The following is a 15216-nucleotide window of genomic DNA, read 5'->3' as shown; positions in this document are numbered from 1 at the left end:
AACTACTCCCTCCGGGAGCGTAGTGACGGGTGCCACTCACCCGAGTTCGGTTGGCGCCAATACCGATGACCACGTACTAGGCCGCGTAGTAAGTGCAGGTATCGTCCCGCTCGTGACGTACGGGGGGACGCTGATCGCGCGGCTGCGCGGAGCGTTCGTCGGCGCGGTGTCGGCGTCACTGGCTGTCGCCGCCCACGCGCTCGGCGGCGGGCGCCCGACCGAACCGTCGATCGTGATCCTCCTGCTCGGCTGCGTGGCAATCGGTGCGATCGTCGCGAACATCCGCGCCGAGCGCCACGAGCTTCTGGTACTGATGGGCGCGCTCGTAGCTGCTCAGCCCGTCGGCCACACGACCCTGAGCCTCGGCGCAGACCATGTCCATGCCGCGGCGGTCACCCCGGGGATGCTGTTTGCCCACGTAATCGCGGCAGCCGCATGTGCAGTGCTCGTGCGCGGCGGCGGCCGGGCGTGGGCTTTCGCGGTGTCAGCTTTGGCCCGGATCGTCCCTGCGCTTTTCGCCGCCCTTCCGGTCGCAGTCGTAGCGGCGGCCCGGCCGCAGTACGTCCCCCGTTTCGCGCGCTGGGTGCTCGTCGGCGCGCGCGTCGGCACCCGCGCCCCGCCCGAGGCCGCGTAGGCGCGAGCCGCTCTCCGTCACCGCTTCGGTGCACGGCCGCTTTCGTCTGCCCACTTGAACCTTCACTCACGGATTCGCCGCGCGCCTCGATGTGCGCGGCGCGGCATCCGTTTGCTTTCAGCCGCCGGCTTTCGCCTCGGCTGCCTATCGAAAGAGCTCACATGAACTCGACCAATTCCGCCCTGCGCTGCGCCGCACGGCCTTTCGGCGTCGCAGCCGCGACCGCCGTCGCCATCGGCCTACTCTCGGCCGGCGCCGCCAACGCCGATACCTTCGTCAAATTGCCCGACGGCCACATGGTCGGCGACGGCGTCACGATCACCCGAACCGGCGAAGGCGCGCTGGTCTCCCCGTCGCTCGCCGCAAACGGCGCTGGCCGGGTGGTCTGGGTGTCGGGGATCGTCACTGCCGACGTCACCACGATCCAAGGCGAGGGCGAAGCCGGCCCATGGAACGGAGCGGACAACTCCCCCGGCACGAACAACTCGTCCACGCACGGGGTTTCGCGCATCAGCACCGGCTACGTCGTCGGCTGCCAGGTGGACATCAACGGACTCGGCGGATCGATGGGCATGTCGATGGACCTCGACGGCCCGTCCATGTCGAGTTCGCTGTCGGTGCCGCTAGCCGCCGGCGAGGTGAAGTTCGTCGGTGTCGGCGGAAAGGACATCAAGAAGAACGGGACCTACTCGGTGCAGTACCGCGACACCCAGCTCGAGATTCAGAACTGCGGCGGTTACGCGCAGGCCCGCGCGTACACGGTCGTCGAGATCGTTGGCAACGACTACTCGAAGACGACGCTGTACGGCCAGCCGTTCAGCATCGGCTGAGCCACTTCCGCAATCACTGAAGTACTTCTCGCGCAAGCGAACTCGAGACAAGAGGACAAATGAACAACAACACCATCGTGCGGGCGGCCGGCATCGGATGCGCGACCGCGATTGCGATCGGTTTCTTCTCCGCCGGCGCCGCCAATGCGGACACATTCGTACCGCTGCCGGACGGCTCGATCACCGAGACGCTCGTCGACGGCACCGTGGTCACCGTGACCCGCACCGGCGAGTCCGCGACCATCTCGCCCTCGATGGGCGCGACGCCGCTGCACCGCAATGTGTGGGTGAGCGGCAAGACCCGCGTCGAGCTGAGCGGCCCGAACGCCGAGGGCGGCCGGATCGAACCCGGCTACATCGTCGCGTGCCAGCTCACGCTGGGCGGCGAGGCCGGTAGTGACATGGGCATGAGTACCTCGTGGGAGGACCTGGCCGCCGGCGCAACTCCGATGAGCCCGTCGGCCGGTACCGGCGGCTCGATCACGATCGGCCCCGGCCAGGCGGTGAACTACAGCCTGCTCGACCTCGAAAAGGCCGACTCGTTCGGCGGCGAGTCCCACTCCCGGATGAACGAGTTCACGGGTAACCGCGGCTCCGTCTCCTGGACCGGCTCGACCCTCGGGATCAGCGGCTGCGCCGGCTACGCGCAGGCCCGCTCGTACGTCAAGGTCAGCGTGAGCACGGAGTCTGTCTCCAGCAGGGTCACGCTGTGGGGCCAGCCGTTCAGCATGGGCTGATTTCTCCAGGCCGACAGTCGGGTGCGCAGGCTCTGAGCTGCGCACCCGGCGCCGGTTCGGGCAATCGCCGGACAGCCGGGGCAACTTTGCTAGAGTTGCGAAGCGCTCCGGCGCAGGCCGATGTAGTTCAATGGCAGAACATCAGCTTCCCAAGCTGAATACGCGGGTTCGATTCCCGTCATCGGCTCCACGATCACCGCAGGTAGAGCGGTGTTTCCCGGTTCTCCGCTCGGCTCCAGCGACCCGCCGCACACTCCTTATACACTCCACGTGGTGGCGCGGCGAGCCCCGTTGAAGGGTTCGCCGGCGGTAACGGAGCCCCCCACCTTGCACTGGTACAGGCGTTAGCGTGCGATAGCAGATAAGTCGCTGACCCGGCCCGTACCTCCACGCGCCCGGTACGTTCGCCCGAATTGTCAGTGCTGCGTGGAAGAATCTTCGGAGAGGTCACCCGCAAGATGCCGACGGAGGATGCGTGCGCAAGTACTGGCCATGGTTGGGCACCACCATCATCGCGCTGATTGCGATCGCGATCAGCGCACCACCAGTCCTCACATCCTGGCCACGCTGGGTCCTGCTCGCCCTCGGCGCACTTCTCGTTATCGGAGTGCTGCTGTCGTTTCCTTGGCCCACATCCGATGGCCCGCGACCGCTGCTCGGTGGTGGGGTCAAGCAAGTTCAGAAGGCTGGCAAGAATTCCAATCTTGTGCAGGGCCACAACATCACGATCAACGGTGGGATGGGTGATCGGACTTCGTGAAAGATCAGCATCAGGAGGGTGGAGATAATTCAAACCTCTACCAAGGACAATCGCTTGAAGTCCACAACTACGGAATCACGGCCCAAGAGGCACGTGATATCGCTAAGGGCGTTTTCTACGAGAATTACTTAACCCTCAATGGTCGGGCGCTGGAAGAAGTACATCGACGCATCGACGAGTTCGCCAATCTATTTCTTGCCAAGCTATCTGAAGCGCCGCAACAAAGCATCAATAATTTCGATACCGCGAGGATGTTGTCGGCAACCTACAAAGCGCAGCGGCAGTACGTCGAAAACGGCGACCAAGAATTGGCTGAGATGCTGGCAGATTTCCTTATCGCCATGGCAGCCGAGGAGCCAAGGAGCCTGAACGATATCGTCCTCAATCAGGCAGTCGAAGTAGCTTCCAAATTGACGCCTAGCCAAATTGACGGCCTGGTCTCAATTCTGAACGTGCTTTGGGTCGAAGTCGACGACTATCCCACGAGCGGTTCGGACGTCTTTGACTTCCTTCATACGCAACTCACGCCGTACTACGGTCGCATTCCGCAAAGGTCTGCGGAGTACGAGTACATGAGCGCGCTTGGGGTAGTGTCCGAGCGACCGGTCTCCGCGAGCCCCTACCAATGGCTGGCGAACGGCTACCCGGGCGTGTTCGTGAAAGGGTTCTCGTTAGACTCTCTGGAGCCGGAACTGAAACTGTATACAATGCCACCGCGGGAAGGTGGGCAATACTTTGAGCCGCTCCCCGAAAACGAAAATCTGTTCAGGATCAAGTTAGCGGAAGCACGGCGGATCGTCGCAAACAGGCGCGCCGATCCCTACAATGCAACGCGATCTGCGGGAGCCTTGGAGCGACTATTGAACAAATGCGATCTCGAGCCTCAACAGATTCGTGAATCTTGCCGTAAACATTGGCCCGAGCTCGCCGCATTCTTGGACGTAATGCAGGAATCACGGGCGATGGACTACCGGCCTAATTCCGTTGGAATCGCAATCGGCCATGCGGCATGGCGCAGGCACAATCCGGAGATATCGCTTGATGAGCTTCTTGAATAGCACGACGGTTACTTAACCCGCCTTTCCGGGCGCTAACCCCGTAATCGCACCACGTTCGCTCCGATCGTAGGCGGCCCCATAGCCCCTAGCGCCGCCATCGCGTCCGTGTGATCGTCCTCGAACAGGTGCGCGTAGACGCTGAGCGTGGTGGTGACCCGGGCGTGTCCGGCGATTTTGGCGATCTCCAACGGCTGGATACCCGCCGCAACACATAGGCTCACGTAGGTGTGCCGCAGCGCGTGGAACTTGAGGGCGGGAGGGAGCGCCCGACCCTGTCGCTGTTCGGCGACGATTCGGTTGGCGCGCAACACCGCTGGACGGAACACCGCCTTGTAGAAGTTCTGATGCCGCGTGGGGCTGTTCCAGTCCAGTTCCAGCCGCTGCTCGAAATCGTCCACGGTGAGCGCGGCCAGGGCCTCGGCGTTTCGGTGGGCCTTGATGCTGGCAGGCTCGGGGGTGTCGCCCTCGATCCGGACGAGACCTCGGCGCTTCGGCGCGGTCAGCCGGAACGCCGGGAACAACGGCGCGGTGGGATCGTCGGCGCGGGGGTGCAGCGCCAGGTAATCGCGCAGCATCTCCACCGTCGCCGGGGGCAGCGGCACTCGTCGCCGGCTCCCCCGCGTCTTGGGGGTGTCGTAGCCGCCTGTCGGTCTGGGGCTGAGGGTGCGGTCTACACGTAGCGTCGCGGGCTTCGGGCGCGCATTGGGGTTGACCTGCCGCGCAGGTAGTTCCACGTCGCCCACTTGCAGTCCGCCTAACTCGGCGGCGCGCAGGCCACTCCACGCCGCGAGGTGCACCAGCACGTTGTACGGCCACGGCGTTGCGGCCTGTAGCGAGCCGACCTGCTCGGCGGTAAGGAACATGTCGGGGTCGTCGACGACGCCGGGCGTGCCGCTTGTGGCGGTGCGCTCGCTGGGCAGCTTCACATGATCGGCTGGGTTGTCGCGCAGTAGCCCGTCCACCACGGCCTGTTCCAGCACCATCCTCACGACGAAATAGGCGTGCCGAACGGTGCTGGGCTTCTTGCCTGCCGCGGTGAGCGCCTGCACCCATTCGGCGATCTGCTGCCGCGTGATGCTGCCGACGGCCTTACCGCCGAACGTGGCAATGATCGACAGGTGCGCGGTGCTGTTGCCGTGGGCGTCCTTGCGGGCGCCCTTCTTCGGGCTGAGTAGGTTCTCGTACTCGCCGCGCGTGCGCGGCTTCAGGTCGGTGCGGCTGGCGAGCCACGCTTCCGCCGCGTACGCGAACAGTTGGTCCTTCGGGACGACCACGCCGCCCGGCCGATGCTTGGCGGCGTTGAGCTCGTCCCGGAAGCGCTCGGCGGCGTCCTTGTCGTGGAAGGACCGTTGCCGGGTGCGCTGCTGCTTACGGCCTTCCGGGTGCGCGAGGTCCACCGGGATTGGCAGCCCACGTTCGTCTCGCACGTCCTCACGCCACCGGACCTCGTGGTGGGTGACGGCTCGCCCGTTGCGGTGCTGCTGCGTGATGGTTCGGGTTCTGATGTGAGCCATTACGCTGCCGCCTTCGCCATCCGGGCCAGCACGTCGCGCACCGTGGCGTGGCTCCACTCCGTTCCGCCTCGGGGCGTGGGGATTCCGTCGGCGGTCAGCTGGGCGGCGATGGCCTTAGCGCCGAGGCCGCGGTCTGCCAGTACCTGGATGCGGCGCTCGATGGGCTTGCTGATCAGCCGAGGACGGCCCAACGCCTTACCCTCGCGGCGAGCACGTGCCAGCCCTTCCTTCGTTCGCAGGCTGATGCGTCGCTTCTCCTCGGCGGCGACGCTGTTCTTCACGTCCATGACGATGCGCTGATTGGGGTCGCTGCTGTCGCCACCTTCGCAGTCGAGAAGTCGCCAACCATAGTCCTCTGCTCGCTTCACCAGCGCGGCGAAGTCCAGCTGACTGCGGGTCGCGCGGTCCAGTGCCCGCACCAGCAGTGCGTCGGCCAGGCCGTGCTCGATTGCCGCGACCGCAACGTCTCGTCCGTGCATCTTCGATGCCTTGCCGCCGCTGACGACGTCAGTTGCGACAGTGAGAAGGTCGTGATTATTGGCAATGCACCACTGCTCCAACGCTTCTCGCTGTGCCGCGAGGCCGTAGCCCTCTGCAGCCTGATCCTTTGTGCTGACTCGCACGTAGCCGATGATCTTCACTTGCGCTGTCTCCCTTGGTCGGTGGTGGTAAACGTCAACCGGGCATTTGGCGTTTACCACTACCCACACTACCCGCGTCAACCTTTCCTTGACGCCGAGTGATGTTGTCTCGCTTGATGTTTCGCGCTCGATGTGCCGTTGAGGTGCGCGCTGCCCTGCGCGGGTGCGGGCCGGGTGGAGCTGGGCTGCGTACGGGGCGGCTGGGCCGGTCTAATGGCCGTTGCCCTGCCTGCGTGGGGCGGGCTGCTGCGGCGGTAGGGGCGTGGCCTGCAACTGCGCCAAGGCGTCTTCCATCGAGAGGAGCCCTGCGCTCGGCGCTTCGCTGAGCCCGGCGTCGGTCTCGTACGGTTCGGGTGGACGCGGAGCCGGCGACCCGTCAGGTTCGTCTTCCTCCTCGGCCTGCGCTTCGATTATCTCCGCGTCCTGCCAGGCGTCCTCGGGGTTGACCTCGTCGGCAAAGGCGTCCAGTTCCCCTCGGCGGGTGCGGCTTTCGGCGCGCGATCCGCCGGTTATCCCCATCGCCGCGTCCAGAATCTGCTGGAAGGGTTTGCTCGGCCCGACTTCGACCTCGACAGCGGTCTTGGCCCCCAACCCGGCCCGATCCAGAGCATCACGGGTAGCCGCGAGCCGCACACCGTCGGCAACGCCCTCTCCAGTGGCAAGGCCCAGCAACTCGCGGGCGAGCCGGTCAGCCGCCATCTCCAGGCGAAGGCGCGCCTTCCGCTTCACTTGCGGGGCTCTGCCTCCATGAGTGCCGCAAACGTCTGCGCCGTTCACCGCTGCGCGTTGGCACGGCTCCCCACTGGTCTTGCGTGCTTGGCACGGCCTGCGTGGTCCGCGCCCGTCGTTCCAGACGACGACCTTCTTCGATAGGTCCTCTTCCAAACCGTCGACTTTCGCTGCGACTTTCGCCGGCTCCCACACCTCCCATTCCGGATCGTCCGGATCGGCTATCCACCGGCCTCGCTGGCCGTCCTCGTCCACAACCCATTCCTCGTTCATTTGTGTCCTTCCTCTCTCGCGGATCGGTGGGCCGCTGGTGGGCAACTTGCCCCCGGCAACTTGCGCCTAAGGGCGGGGGCGGCGGGGCAAGTTGCCCCCGCCAGCCCGCCCGGTACCCGGCCGATCCAACTTGACCCCACAAGGGGCAAGTTGGATCTGTTTGTCTACCAGCCCTTTTGCGGCCTCGGTGGCAACTTGACCCCACGCGGGGGCGAGTTGCGGGGCAGGTTGGGCAACTCGCCCCCGGCTGTGCCGCGCGCAGCGGCTCATTGTTCGTCCCCATCCGTTGCAAGCTTCAGCTCACGCGCGAACAGAACATTGCGATTAACCGTCCGCTTGCCTTCGGGTCGCGGCGCTTTCTGCTCGTGCACCAATCCCAGTTCGATGAGTCGATGGATTTCCTTGGCGACGTCGGTGTTACGACCCGGCACGATGTGGGTCAGTTCGGACTTGGTATGAATGCCAGGCGACTTCCACAGTTCGCGCAGGATACGCAGCGCCAGTTCGCTTTCCCTGACCTCAGCGCCCCGCGAGGACGCAGCCCGCTCGATCTTCCAACCGACTTCGCCGGCCTCGCCGCGCTCCATCGCTTCGGCCGACGGCAGCGACCAATCCAGATTCCATTCGCGGCCACCCCAACGCCGCGAGCCGAATTGGACCGCTAGCCGAAACTCTCCACCGTCCATGTCGGGTGGTTCGCGGTGCCGTTGCAGCATCCAGCTGTCGGCCCATTGGCTCATGCCCGCCTGCGCGATGCTGTCCAGGTCCAGGTTGCCCTTGCCGGTCTTGTTGAAGTGATCGGCGATGATCAGTGATGTCTCATTGCCGACCTGGCGATTGAAGTCGCTGAGCATCCGGCCGCGGTCGTACAGGTTCTGCGCCTCGATTCCCTTCGCGTGGAACGCGTATAGCGGGTCCAGCACAACCAAGCGCGGTTGCAGGTAGTCCAGGTGATCGCGCATCGCTCCCACGAACTCCGGGTCGTCCAGCCCTCCGGCGTCGAAGACCGTGTGCAGAGGAAGGTCTTCGAGCGGAACGCCGTACGCCCGCGCGATGACCTGTAACCGGCGCTGGTGTTCGTCGCGCCCGCCTTCGCCCGCGTAGTACAGCACCGGACCGGGATTCGCGACCTCGAACTTGTCGTAGAACGGCTGGCCGCTGGCCACCGCGACCGACAGTGATAGCAAGTTGTAGGACTTCAGCGTCTTCTTCTCGCCGCCAAGCGGGCCGAAGCTATTGAGTGGCCACACGCCCTCGACGAGCCACTGCATCGGTGGAATCGGACCCGCCAGTTCCGATGCCGGGACAGCCGCGAACCGTACGCCGGGACCTTCTCCCTCGGCAGCCTGACTGGGCTCGGCCGCTACACCCGCCCACATGGCCAGCTTCCCCGGACCCCAGATAGGTGTCTCGCGAACGCACTCCGCCCAACCCGAGTTGAGATTGATGGTGCCGTCGGGGTTGAACATGTCGCCGCTGTACCAGTCCATCGGCCGATAGTCCGGATCGCCGGCGATCTTTCGGGCTGCGCCGATCTTGAAGCGCTCGAACTCTTCCCGAGCAATGCGCTCGCTCCCGCGCTTGTCGGCGACCGCGGCGACGTATTCGGTCTCGATCGTGCGCAACGCTGCGGACACTCCGCGCTCGCCTTTCCAGCCAAGGCTGGTCAGCCCCATCACGTCGTCGCGGGCCGTGTCGTATCGACTGCCCTTCATTGCGATCTCGGTCAGCGTGTGGTTGACCTTGGCAACAACCTTGTCGCTCATCGGACCGTCCCGAAACGAACCGAGAAGCGCGTTGGCTTCTTCGGGCGACCCCTCAAGGAGTGGCGTGGCGTCTCTCGCGAGCCCTTCGCACCACGCCTGCGGCAACTCCGGTAGATCGCCAGGCGGCGGAAGTTGACCGCTGTCATGCCCGTCGGGCGCGTACGCCTTGACCACGCTGCCGGTGTGATGAGGGCTCGGCGGAACCACTGCGTAGCGATGATGTCGCTGGAGGATTTCCACGCCGGGACCGAGTGCGCCGCGACCGATCCAGCCTTCGGGCACGCGGAAGAACAGCTTGCGGCTACCGTCAGCCCGTGCGGTGACCGACCACGTCGGCGGCAACGCGCCCCAATTCAGCTCGTGTTCGGCGAGCGTCTGCGCGCCAGGTTTGCCGTCGTAGCAGTCCACGTCGATGCCGATCACGCCGACTGGCATCCGTGTCGCGAGGAACAATCCGCGATTGTCAGCGGCCCACCGATCGGCCCACTCCCGGAACACCGCCTCGTCAGTGACGTCTTCGCCGTGCCAGCCCGTAATACCGCTGGCGCGAAGGGCTTTACGCTCTACGCCGTTTCCAATCGGCAACGGGTGCCAGCCGATCTGACAGAGGGTCTTCGCGTTCTCCACGAACGAATCGGGCGATAATCCTCTGTAGCCCTGTGTATTACGCGATGGCTCCGATGGTGGTGGCGCGGTAGGCTGGCTTGACATCTCGGCGTTAGCCTTCCCGTTGTCGTTGAGGTGCTTTTGTTGATGGCGAGCCGCCCGCTACGGTCCCATTTCCCGTAGCGGGCGTGCTCGTTCGGGGACGTTCACTCTTCCGAGAACCACTCGATCTCTTCGACCGGCACACGGGCGGTCACTGGCCTGGGAGTCCGGACGAGCTTCCATTCCGTTGCGCCCCCGTCCTGCGCCAACACCAACGACCCGCCCCGGCAAAGTCTGCAGTCGATGTGCAGTTCAATCCAGAACCCATCCGCTTTCGCGTACGAAACCGGGTTATAGACCACCTTCTCGCGAACCGTTCCGGAATGCGCATTGACCGTCACCGCTCGGTGCCCTCCTCCGTAGCCCTCCTTCACCGCCGTCACCTCCTCGACGTGCACGTGCTCGACCCCGCAGAACGGGCACGCCATGGCTCGCCCCTCGGAGAGGCCGCGCAGCAACGCGACCTGGGACTCGTCATCGCAGTCGTCGACGGGAACTGCGGGCTTAACGAACGATTCAAACGTGTGGGTCATCTCTCTCCTTCGTGTTTGTGCGGTTGGTTTACCGCTGGGTGCGCCGGTAGCCGGTGGCTACCGCAACGCGGTCAGATCGGCCGTCAGGGGCGTCTGATAGCCAGTGCAGCAACGCAAACGGGCCGCTGCGCCCCGCGCCGCACAGCGCATCTCACCGGAACTTGTCGTCGGGCCAACCAACGCCCTTGTCCCAGTCGTCCCAGGCGTGCTCCCAGTCGAGCGCCAAATCGTGATCGCCCCGAGCGAGTTCCGGTTCGCATCTATCGCACACCGGGAACACCCGCAGCACCGCGCCGCAGTCCACCTTCAAGAAGGTGTCGACGGGGCGGCTGTCGCTAAAGTACGGGCAGAAGAAGCAGTCTGGGATATCCACCGCCCGCGTGACGAGGCGAGCGATCCGTCCCCTGGTCCACCTGTCCGACACCAAGAACTCGTGATTCCCGATCCCGCACGGGCTGTACAGAATTGCCGTCGCAACGGGACTACCGCCGTACTCGGCGACCTCCGCCGCCATGTAGTAATCGCATTCGCGGCGTTTAAGTTCCAGCACCGCCCGCGGACCGGCCTCTGCCACAGCCTGATCGACAGTGAGTTGGCGTAGGTGGTCTTCACTCCGCCCCCGTGCGGGCAGCGCAGGATTTCTGTCTGCAAGGATTTGCCGTCCGCAGTTGGCATACCAGAACGAGCCCACGACCCCGTTCGGCACCACCTGCATGTCCTTTGCCCGGTCGATGGCCTCGCTGATCAGGGGATGACACCGCGCTTCAGGGCTGTACGGCTGCTCGGAGCCGTCCCCTCGATGTCGATCCGGGCAATGCGCCTTCGCTACCTGTGCAGCGAACGGATTCGCCCTGACCGCTTCCCAGAATTCCGTCTCATGGCCGACGTGGGGTAACCACAACGCCGAGAACTCGTCGAACTCTGGACGCCACCACGGATCGCGGCTGGCGGCGCTCATGCCTCGCTGCCCGTCATCCAGTTCAGGGCCACTCGCCGGCTGAACAGATGCTTGCGACCGCGCAGGACGCCTCGCAATTCCTTGCGGAGCACGGCATCCCGCACCATCCGGCGGGTGATGTGCGGGTTGATCGCGTTCAAGTACAGGAAGACCTGCGGTTCGGACAGGTCATTCACGTCCAAAGGGTCGATCCCTGGAATCGTTGGAGCGGGACCGACTTCGATGATTTCGGTGGCGGTGACAGCTGCGGGGTCCAGCGCAGCGTGGGGTTGACGTGACATTCTCGGTTCCTCCTGACGTCAAAGTCCAGGAGACGAAAAAAGCGGAGCCCTTCGCATCTCCCAGACAGGTTCTGTCTGACACTGATGCGGAGCCCCGCTCCTGCATGGTGACCTCTGGCCACCCGCACACCTGGCCGTAAAACCGGCGTGCTGCTTACAAAGTACCCCCGCAGCGGCGCGGTGTACAGCGTTGCGCCACTTCGCGCTAAATCCATTGTGGTACAACATGTTACGCTGAGTACACGCCGAGAGTAGTGCTCTCCATGTTCGGTCGGTGGCCGAATTTCCGCGACCGGGAGTCGCGGCCAATACCCCGATACGCCGAGCCTGTCAAGTGGCACGGCGACCTACCGAATGGAGAAAACGATGACCACCTCACGCCCTACCTATTCCGGCCCTCGCTGGAACCCGCGCCCGTTGTTCGCGCGGCCGGATCGCGCCGCGCTCGATTCCTCGCTGTTCGCCTACGGCGCGGACTCCGCTTCCGGATACAGCAGCCAAGGCGATGTCCTCGTCTCGGAAACCGCGGACGGCGTCGATCTGAACAAGATATGGGACGAGGCCGCGCGCGTGATGGCCGAGTGGAACAAGCGCCGCAGCGCGTTGTCCTCGCTCATCAGCTATAGCACCGTCAATGTCGGCGACGCGATCAGTCAGGCTCCCGGCGGAGACAACTTCGAGGAAGCGTCGGAATTCGGTGAGCCGCACGGCCTTCGGGCCGCGCCCGACGCGCTGATCCTTGGATACTCGCTGCGAGACTGGGATTTGGCGTCGAGGTTTACGTGGAAGTTCCTGCGCAGCGCTACGGCCGAGCAGGTTCGCTCGGTCATCAACCGCGCCTTCGAGGCCGACAACCGCCTCACCACCGGCACTCTGCTACGCCGACTGTTCGACCCTACCGAGGGGCTGAACGAGTTCGCGCACAAGGTGTACGGCCTGTACACCGGGGCGGACGGCATCACTCCGCCCCCGTACGCCGGACAGACGTTCCCCAGCACCACAAGCCATTACCTTGTGTCGGGTGCTGCGGCGATAGATCCCGGCGACCTTCTCGACGGCGTCACCGCCGTGCGCAGCAAGGGATTCGGTCTGGACGCAACGAGCCGACTGCTGGTGCTCTGCCATCCTGCTGAATCTGAAGAAATCGCAACGTGGCGACGTGGCGAGGAATCCAACGGCGTCACAAGCAAATTCGACTTTATCCCCAGCCAGTCCGCCCCGGCTTACCTGACGACCGAGAACGTCGTGGGCAAGGTCGCGCCCGGCGAGTTCGCCGGATTGGAAGTACTGGGGTCGTGGGGTCCGGCGTGGGTGGTGCCCTCGTACGATCTGCCGCAGGGCTATATCGCCGTCGTGGCGACGGGCGGTCCGAACAGCCCGAAGAATCCAGTGGCGTTCCGGCAGCACTCCAACCCCGCATACACCGGCCTTCGGATCATCCCCGGCCGAGACCAACGATATCCATTGCAGGACAGCTTCTTCCAGCGATCGTTCGGCGTGGGCGTCCGCTACCGTGGCGCGGCCTGCGTGGTGAAGATCGCTGCCGCTGGCGGCTACACCGCCCCGACGTGGACCTGGAGCTAGCCGTGTCTACGAATCCCGAGTGGCTGAAGGAGAACGCCCGCGACTACGGTCCCGAGGCCGGCGAATTTTCGTGGGGATCTGGCCTGACGCCGCCCGGTGTGGATGCCGAGAATCTTCGACAACCCAGCCGGGGCGGTATGTATCGAGGCAAGGCCCCCGCGATAGCCGACAACGCGGGGCTTAGCCGCCTGGCCGACGAGCTCGAAGCCCGGCATCGCCGGGGCGGAGGTGTGTCGTGAGCACCCGCCGCGCGTACCGGCGCGACCGGCTGGGCCGATTCGCCGGGGCGGGGACAAAGGTATCGGCGACGGCGCGGGGTGCCCGCGCGGCTGCGAAGGCTGCGACCAGAACCGGCGCGAAGAAGGTCGCCACGGGCGCGGTGCTCGGCGCGGTCGCCGGGCATTCGGCGCGGCGTGCTGCCCCGCGCGTCGGAGTCGCGGCGGGCGCAGCGGCTCGGGTCGCGGCCCGGCACCCCGTCGCGGTGGCCGGGGGCGTCGCTGGCGCGGTCGTCGCGCACAAGGCGCATCGGGCGCGCCGGGCGCGCAAGGCCTCGGCCGCGCAGAACCCCGCATCGAAGAGCGCGGCGGCGGGCACGCGCGTCCGGCGGTGAGGCCAGCGCGGGCGGACAGCAAGGTCGCGGCGTAGCACCCCCGGCGCTTGTGGCCGCGCCTGCGGCCACGGGGGACTCGCCACTGCCGCCCGTGCGGTGAGACGGTCTAGTCGCCGCTGCGAGGGGTGAGGTGTGCCGGTCGGCGAGTTGACCAAACCGTAACAATCGCGCGAAGCGCCGCGATCCGATAGGGAACTGTCGGCCAGCATCATGTCGTCGGAACAACCCCCGACGCGCTCCGCACGAAGGAACACCTTGCGCAAGACCCTCACCGCTACGCTCCTCGCCGCGACCGCCGGACTAACCGTCCTCGCAGGAACAGGCACCGCGTCCGCCGACACCGCCGACACCGTCTCCTACCACGCCCGGTTCTGCTCAACCGTGCAGGACGGAAACGACATCGCTCTCCAGGTGAACATTGGTCATGAGAGTGACTACCAGAACACCACTGCGCCCGAGGACACGTGGCAGGGTCCGTCGCTGTCGAATGTCACGTTCGACACATGGGACCCCACGGCGCAGTACACCAAGCGGTGGGCTCCCCCTTCGCGGCCCGAGTACGCCTATGGCATGTGGTGCTACACCGTCGTGCGCACCGACCTCCGTGAGGGCGATTGGATCCGCCTCTGGGGAGGGAATCCCGCCAGCCACACCATGACGGCCCACCTCACCGAAGTGGTGGAGGTCAATGGTGTGGTGACCGAGCGCGGTATTGCTAACGCTGGGTGGGGAGGCAATGGCTGCTGCGGTGGGGCCTTCGGGACTATCCCCGCGCTAACCGACCCCGATCCTGTGGACCCGACGCCCGTGGACCCCGAGCCGGTGGACCCTGAGCCTGTCGCCCCGAGCACGGGCAGCTTCGGAAGCTAATAAGTTCCCTGTAGATAGTGCAGCTAAACAGAAGCGGGAAACATGACGCAGCCAGCGCCCGGTTGGTATCCAGATCCATCCGACCCGGCAAAGAATATTTACTGGGACGGCACCGCATGGGCCGCCCCGGCTTCGGCGTCCAGCCCCGGAACAAGCAGGCAGAAAGCTGTTGCGATCGGCGTCTGCGTGCTCGTTGGCATCGGATTTTTGATGTCTATGCAGTCGGTCAGCCTCCTGACCGGGACTGGCGCGATCTGGACAGGCGTCGGAGTCGTCGGAGCAGGCGTGGCGGTTGCTTTCTTCTTTGGTGCGGCGAAGTGGGTCCGTGTAGTTGCGGCAATCGTCTTGACACTGACGCTTGTCAACGCTGTCTACATCGAGAACGAGATGTCGAACAAGCGCGACGAACTATCACACATCTTCGACGACTAAATGTTCGATGTCGCATGTTGAACGCAACAGCCCGCCCCGGCCACCTCGGCGGGTCGGTTTGTTCGGCCTCGTACACTCCCCAGACACTCCACCTGGGGTGCTTGTGGGGTGTATTCGGAGTGCGTACGGCTCGGCGCGCAGCGCGCACAAATCGCCCAGAAATGGGCGTTACGCTGCGCGTATGGGTCGCGCACGGTTCGTCTAGTGACTGGTAGATCGAACACCCGTTTGACCCCCGAAACACTTTCCCAAGCTGAATACGCGGGTTCGATTCCCGTCATCGGCTCCACGATCAGCA

At 65.1% G+C, this 15216-nt stretch carries 16 protein-coding genes and 1 tRNA gene; 10 read left to right on the top strand and 7 right to left on the bottom strand.

From position 1 onward, the window contains the following. Positions 1–112 precede the first annotated feature (112 nt). The 6 genes from A8G08_RS15200 (at position 113) to A8G08_RS15175 (ending at position 4019) form a co-directional block, all read left to right on the top strand. Complete coding sequence (locus A8G08_RS15200; RefSeq protein WP_084436300.1) at positions 113–634, top strand: hypothetical protein; 522 nt, start codon at positions 113–115, stop codon at positions 632–634. Between the two features lie 161 nt (positions 635–795). After that, complete coding sequence (locus tag A8G08_RS15195; RefSeq protein ID WP_068275561.1) at positions 796–1464, top strand: MspA family porin; 669 nt, start codon at positions 796–798, stop codon at positions 1462–1464. Positions 1465–1523: 59 nt separating this feature from the next. Then, complete coding sequence (locus A8G08_RS15190) at positions 1524–2201, top strand: MspA family porin (RefSeq protein WP_068275558.1); 678 nt, start codon at positions 1524–1526, stop codon at positions 2199–2201. 116 nt (positions 2202–2317) lie between these two features. Next, a tRNA-Gly gene (locus A8G08_RS15185) sits at positions 2318–2391 on the top strand. A 285-nt stretch (positions 2392–2676) separates the two neighbouring features. Continuing rightward, the gene (locus A8G08_RS15180) at positions 2677–2961 is read left to right on the top strand and encodes a hypothetical protein (protein ID WP_068275556.1); all 285 of its coding nucleotides are present in this window, start codon (positions 2677–2679) and stop codon (positions 2959–2961) included. After that, a complete protein-coding gene (locus tag A8G08_RS15175; RefSeq protein ID WP_068275550.1) occupies positions 2958–4019 on the top strand; it encodes an LPO_1073/Vpar_1526 family protein in 1062 nt (353 codons plus the stop codon). Before A8G08_RS15180 ends, A8G08_RS15175 begins: the two co-directional genes overlap by 4 nt. Before the next feature lie 32 nt (positions 4020–4051). On the opposite strand, the gene A8G08_RS15170 is transcribed toward A8G08_RS15175, so the two are convergent. The 7 genes from A8G08_RS15170 to A8G08_RS15140 all read right to left on the bottom strand — a co-directional run bounded on the left by A8G08_RS15170 (position 4052) and on the right by A8G08_RS15140 (position 11422). Then, a complete protein-coding gene (locus tag A8G08_RS15170; RefSeq protein WP_068275545.1) occupies positions 4052–5533 on the bottom strand; it encodes a tyrosine-type recombinase/integrase in 1482 nt (493 codons plus the stop codon). Then, positions 5533–6174 carry a recombinase family protein gene (locus A8G08_RS15165; RefSeq protein WP_084436298.1) on the bottom strand — a complete coding sequence of 214 codons (642 nt, stop codon included), beginning with the start codon at positions 6172–6174 and terminating at the stop codon, positions 5533–5535. Before A8G08_RS15165 ends, A8G08_RS15170 begins: the two co-directional genes overlap by 1 nt. A gap of 210 nt (positions 6175–6384) precedes the next feature. Next, positions 6385–7176 (bottom strand): hypothetical protein, encoded by a 792-nt coding sequence (locus tag A8G08_RS15160; RefSeq protein ID WP_068275542.1) that lies wholly within the window; start codon positions 7174–7176, stop codon positions 6385–6387. A gap of 266 nt (positions 7177–7442) precedes the next feature. Then, positions 7443–9569 (bottom strand): AAA family ATPase, encoded by a 2127-nt coding sequence (locus A8G08_RS15155; protein WP_068275539.1) that lies wholly within the window; start codon positions 9567–9569, stop codon positions 7443–7445. Between the two features lie 185 nt (positions 9570–9754). Further along, positions 9755–10183, bottom strand: a complete 429-nt coding sequence (locus tag A8G08_RS15150; protein ID WP_068275537.1) for a hypothetical protein — start codon at positions 10181–10183, stop codon at positions 9755–9757. A gap of 151 nt (positions 10184–10334) precedes the next feature. After that, the gene (locus A8G08_RS15145; RefSeq protein WP_068275536.1) at positions 10335–11141 is read right to left on the bottom strand and encodes a hypothetical protein; all 807 of its coding nucleotides are present in this window, start codon (positions 11139–11141) and stop codon (positions 10335–10337) included. After that, a complete protein-coding gene (locus A8G08_RS15140; protein ID WP_068275534.1) occupies positions 11138–11422 on the bottom strand; it encodes a hypothetical protein in 285 nt (94 codons plus the stop codon). Before A8G08_RS15140 ends, A8G08_RS15145 begins: the two co-directional genes overlap by 4 nt. Before the next feature lie 366 nt (positions 11423–11788). Here A8G08_RS15140 and A8G08_RS15135 point away from each other — a divergent pair, with 366 nt between their 5' ends. From A8G08_RS15135 to A8G08_RS15115, 4 genes are all read left to right on the top strand, one after another. Then, entirely contained in the window at positions 11789–13006 is a 1218-nt protein-coding gene (locus tag A8G08_RS15135; protein ID WP_245672841.1) for a hypothetical protein, read from the top strand. Between the two features lie 235 nt (positions 13007–13241). Beyond that, the gene (locus tag A8G08_RS15125) at positions 13242–13616 is read left to right on the top strand and encodes a hypothetical protein (RefSeq protein ID WP_068275529.1); all 375 of its coding nucleotides are present in this window, start codon (positions 13242–13244) and stop codon (positions 13614–13616) included. A 255-nt stretch (positions 13617–13871) separates the two neighbouring features. Further along, the gene (locus A8G08_RS15120; protein ID WP_157108592.1) at positions 13872–14486 is read left to right on the top strand and encodes a hypothetical protein; all 615 of its coding nucleotides are present in this window, start codon (positions 13872–13874) and stop codon (positions 14484–14486) included. Positions 14487–14528: 42 nt separating this feature from the next. Further along, positions 14529–14918: a DUF2510 domain-containing protein gene (locus A8G08_RS15115; RefSeq protein ID WP_068275521.1), complete on the top strand. Its 390-nt coding sequence runs from the start codon at positions 14529–14531 to the stop codon at positions 14916–14918. Positions 14919–15216 lie beyond the last annotated feature (298 nt).

Origin of the sequence: Aldersonia kunmingensis, assembly GCF_001646865.1 — a bacterium.
Classification (GTDB): domain Bacteria; phylum Actinomycetota; class Actinomycetes; order Mycobacteriales; family Mycobacteriaceae; genus Aldersonia; species Aldersonia kunmingensis.
This window is presented reverse-complemented; position numbering and strand designations above follow the sequence as displayed.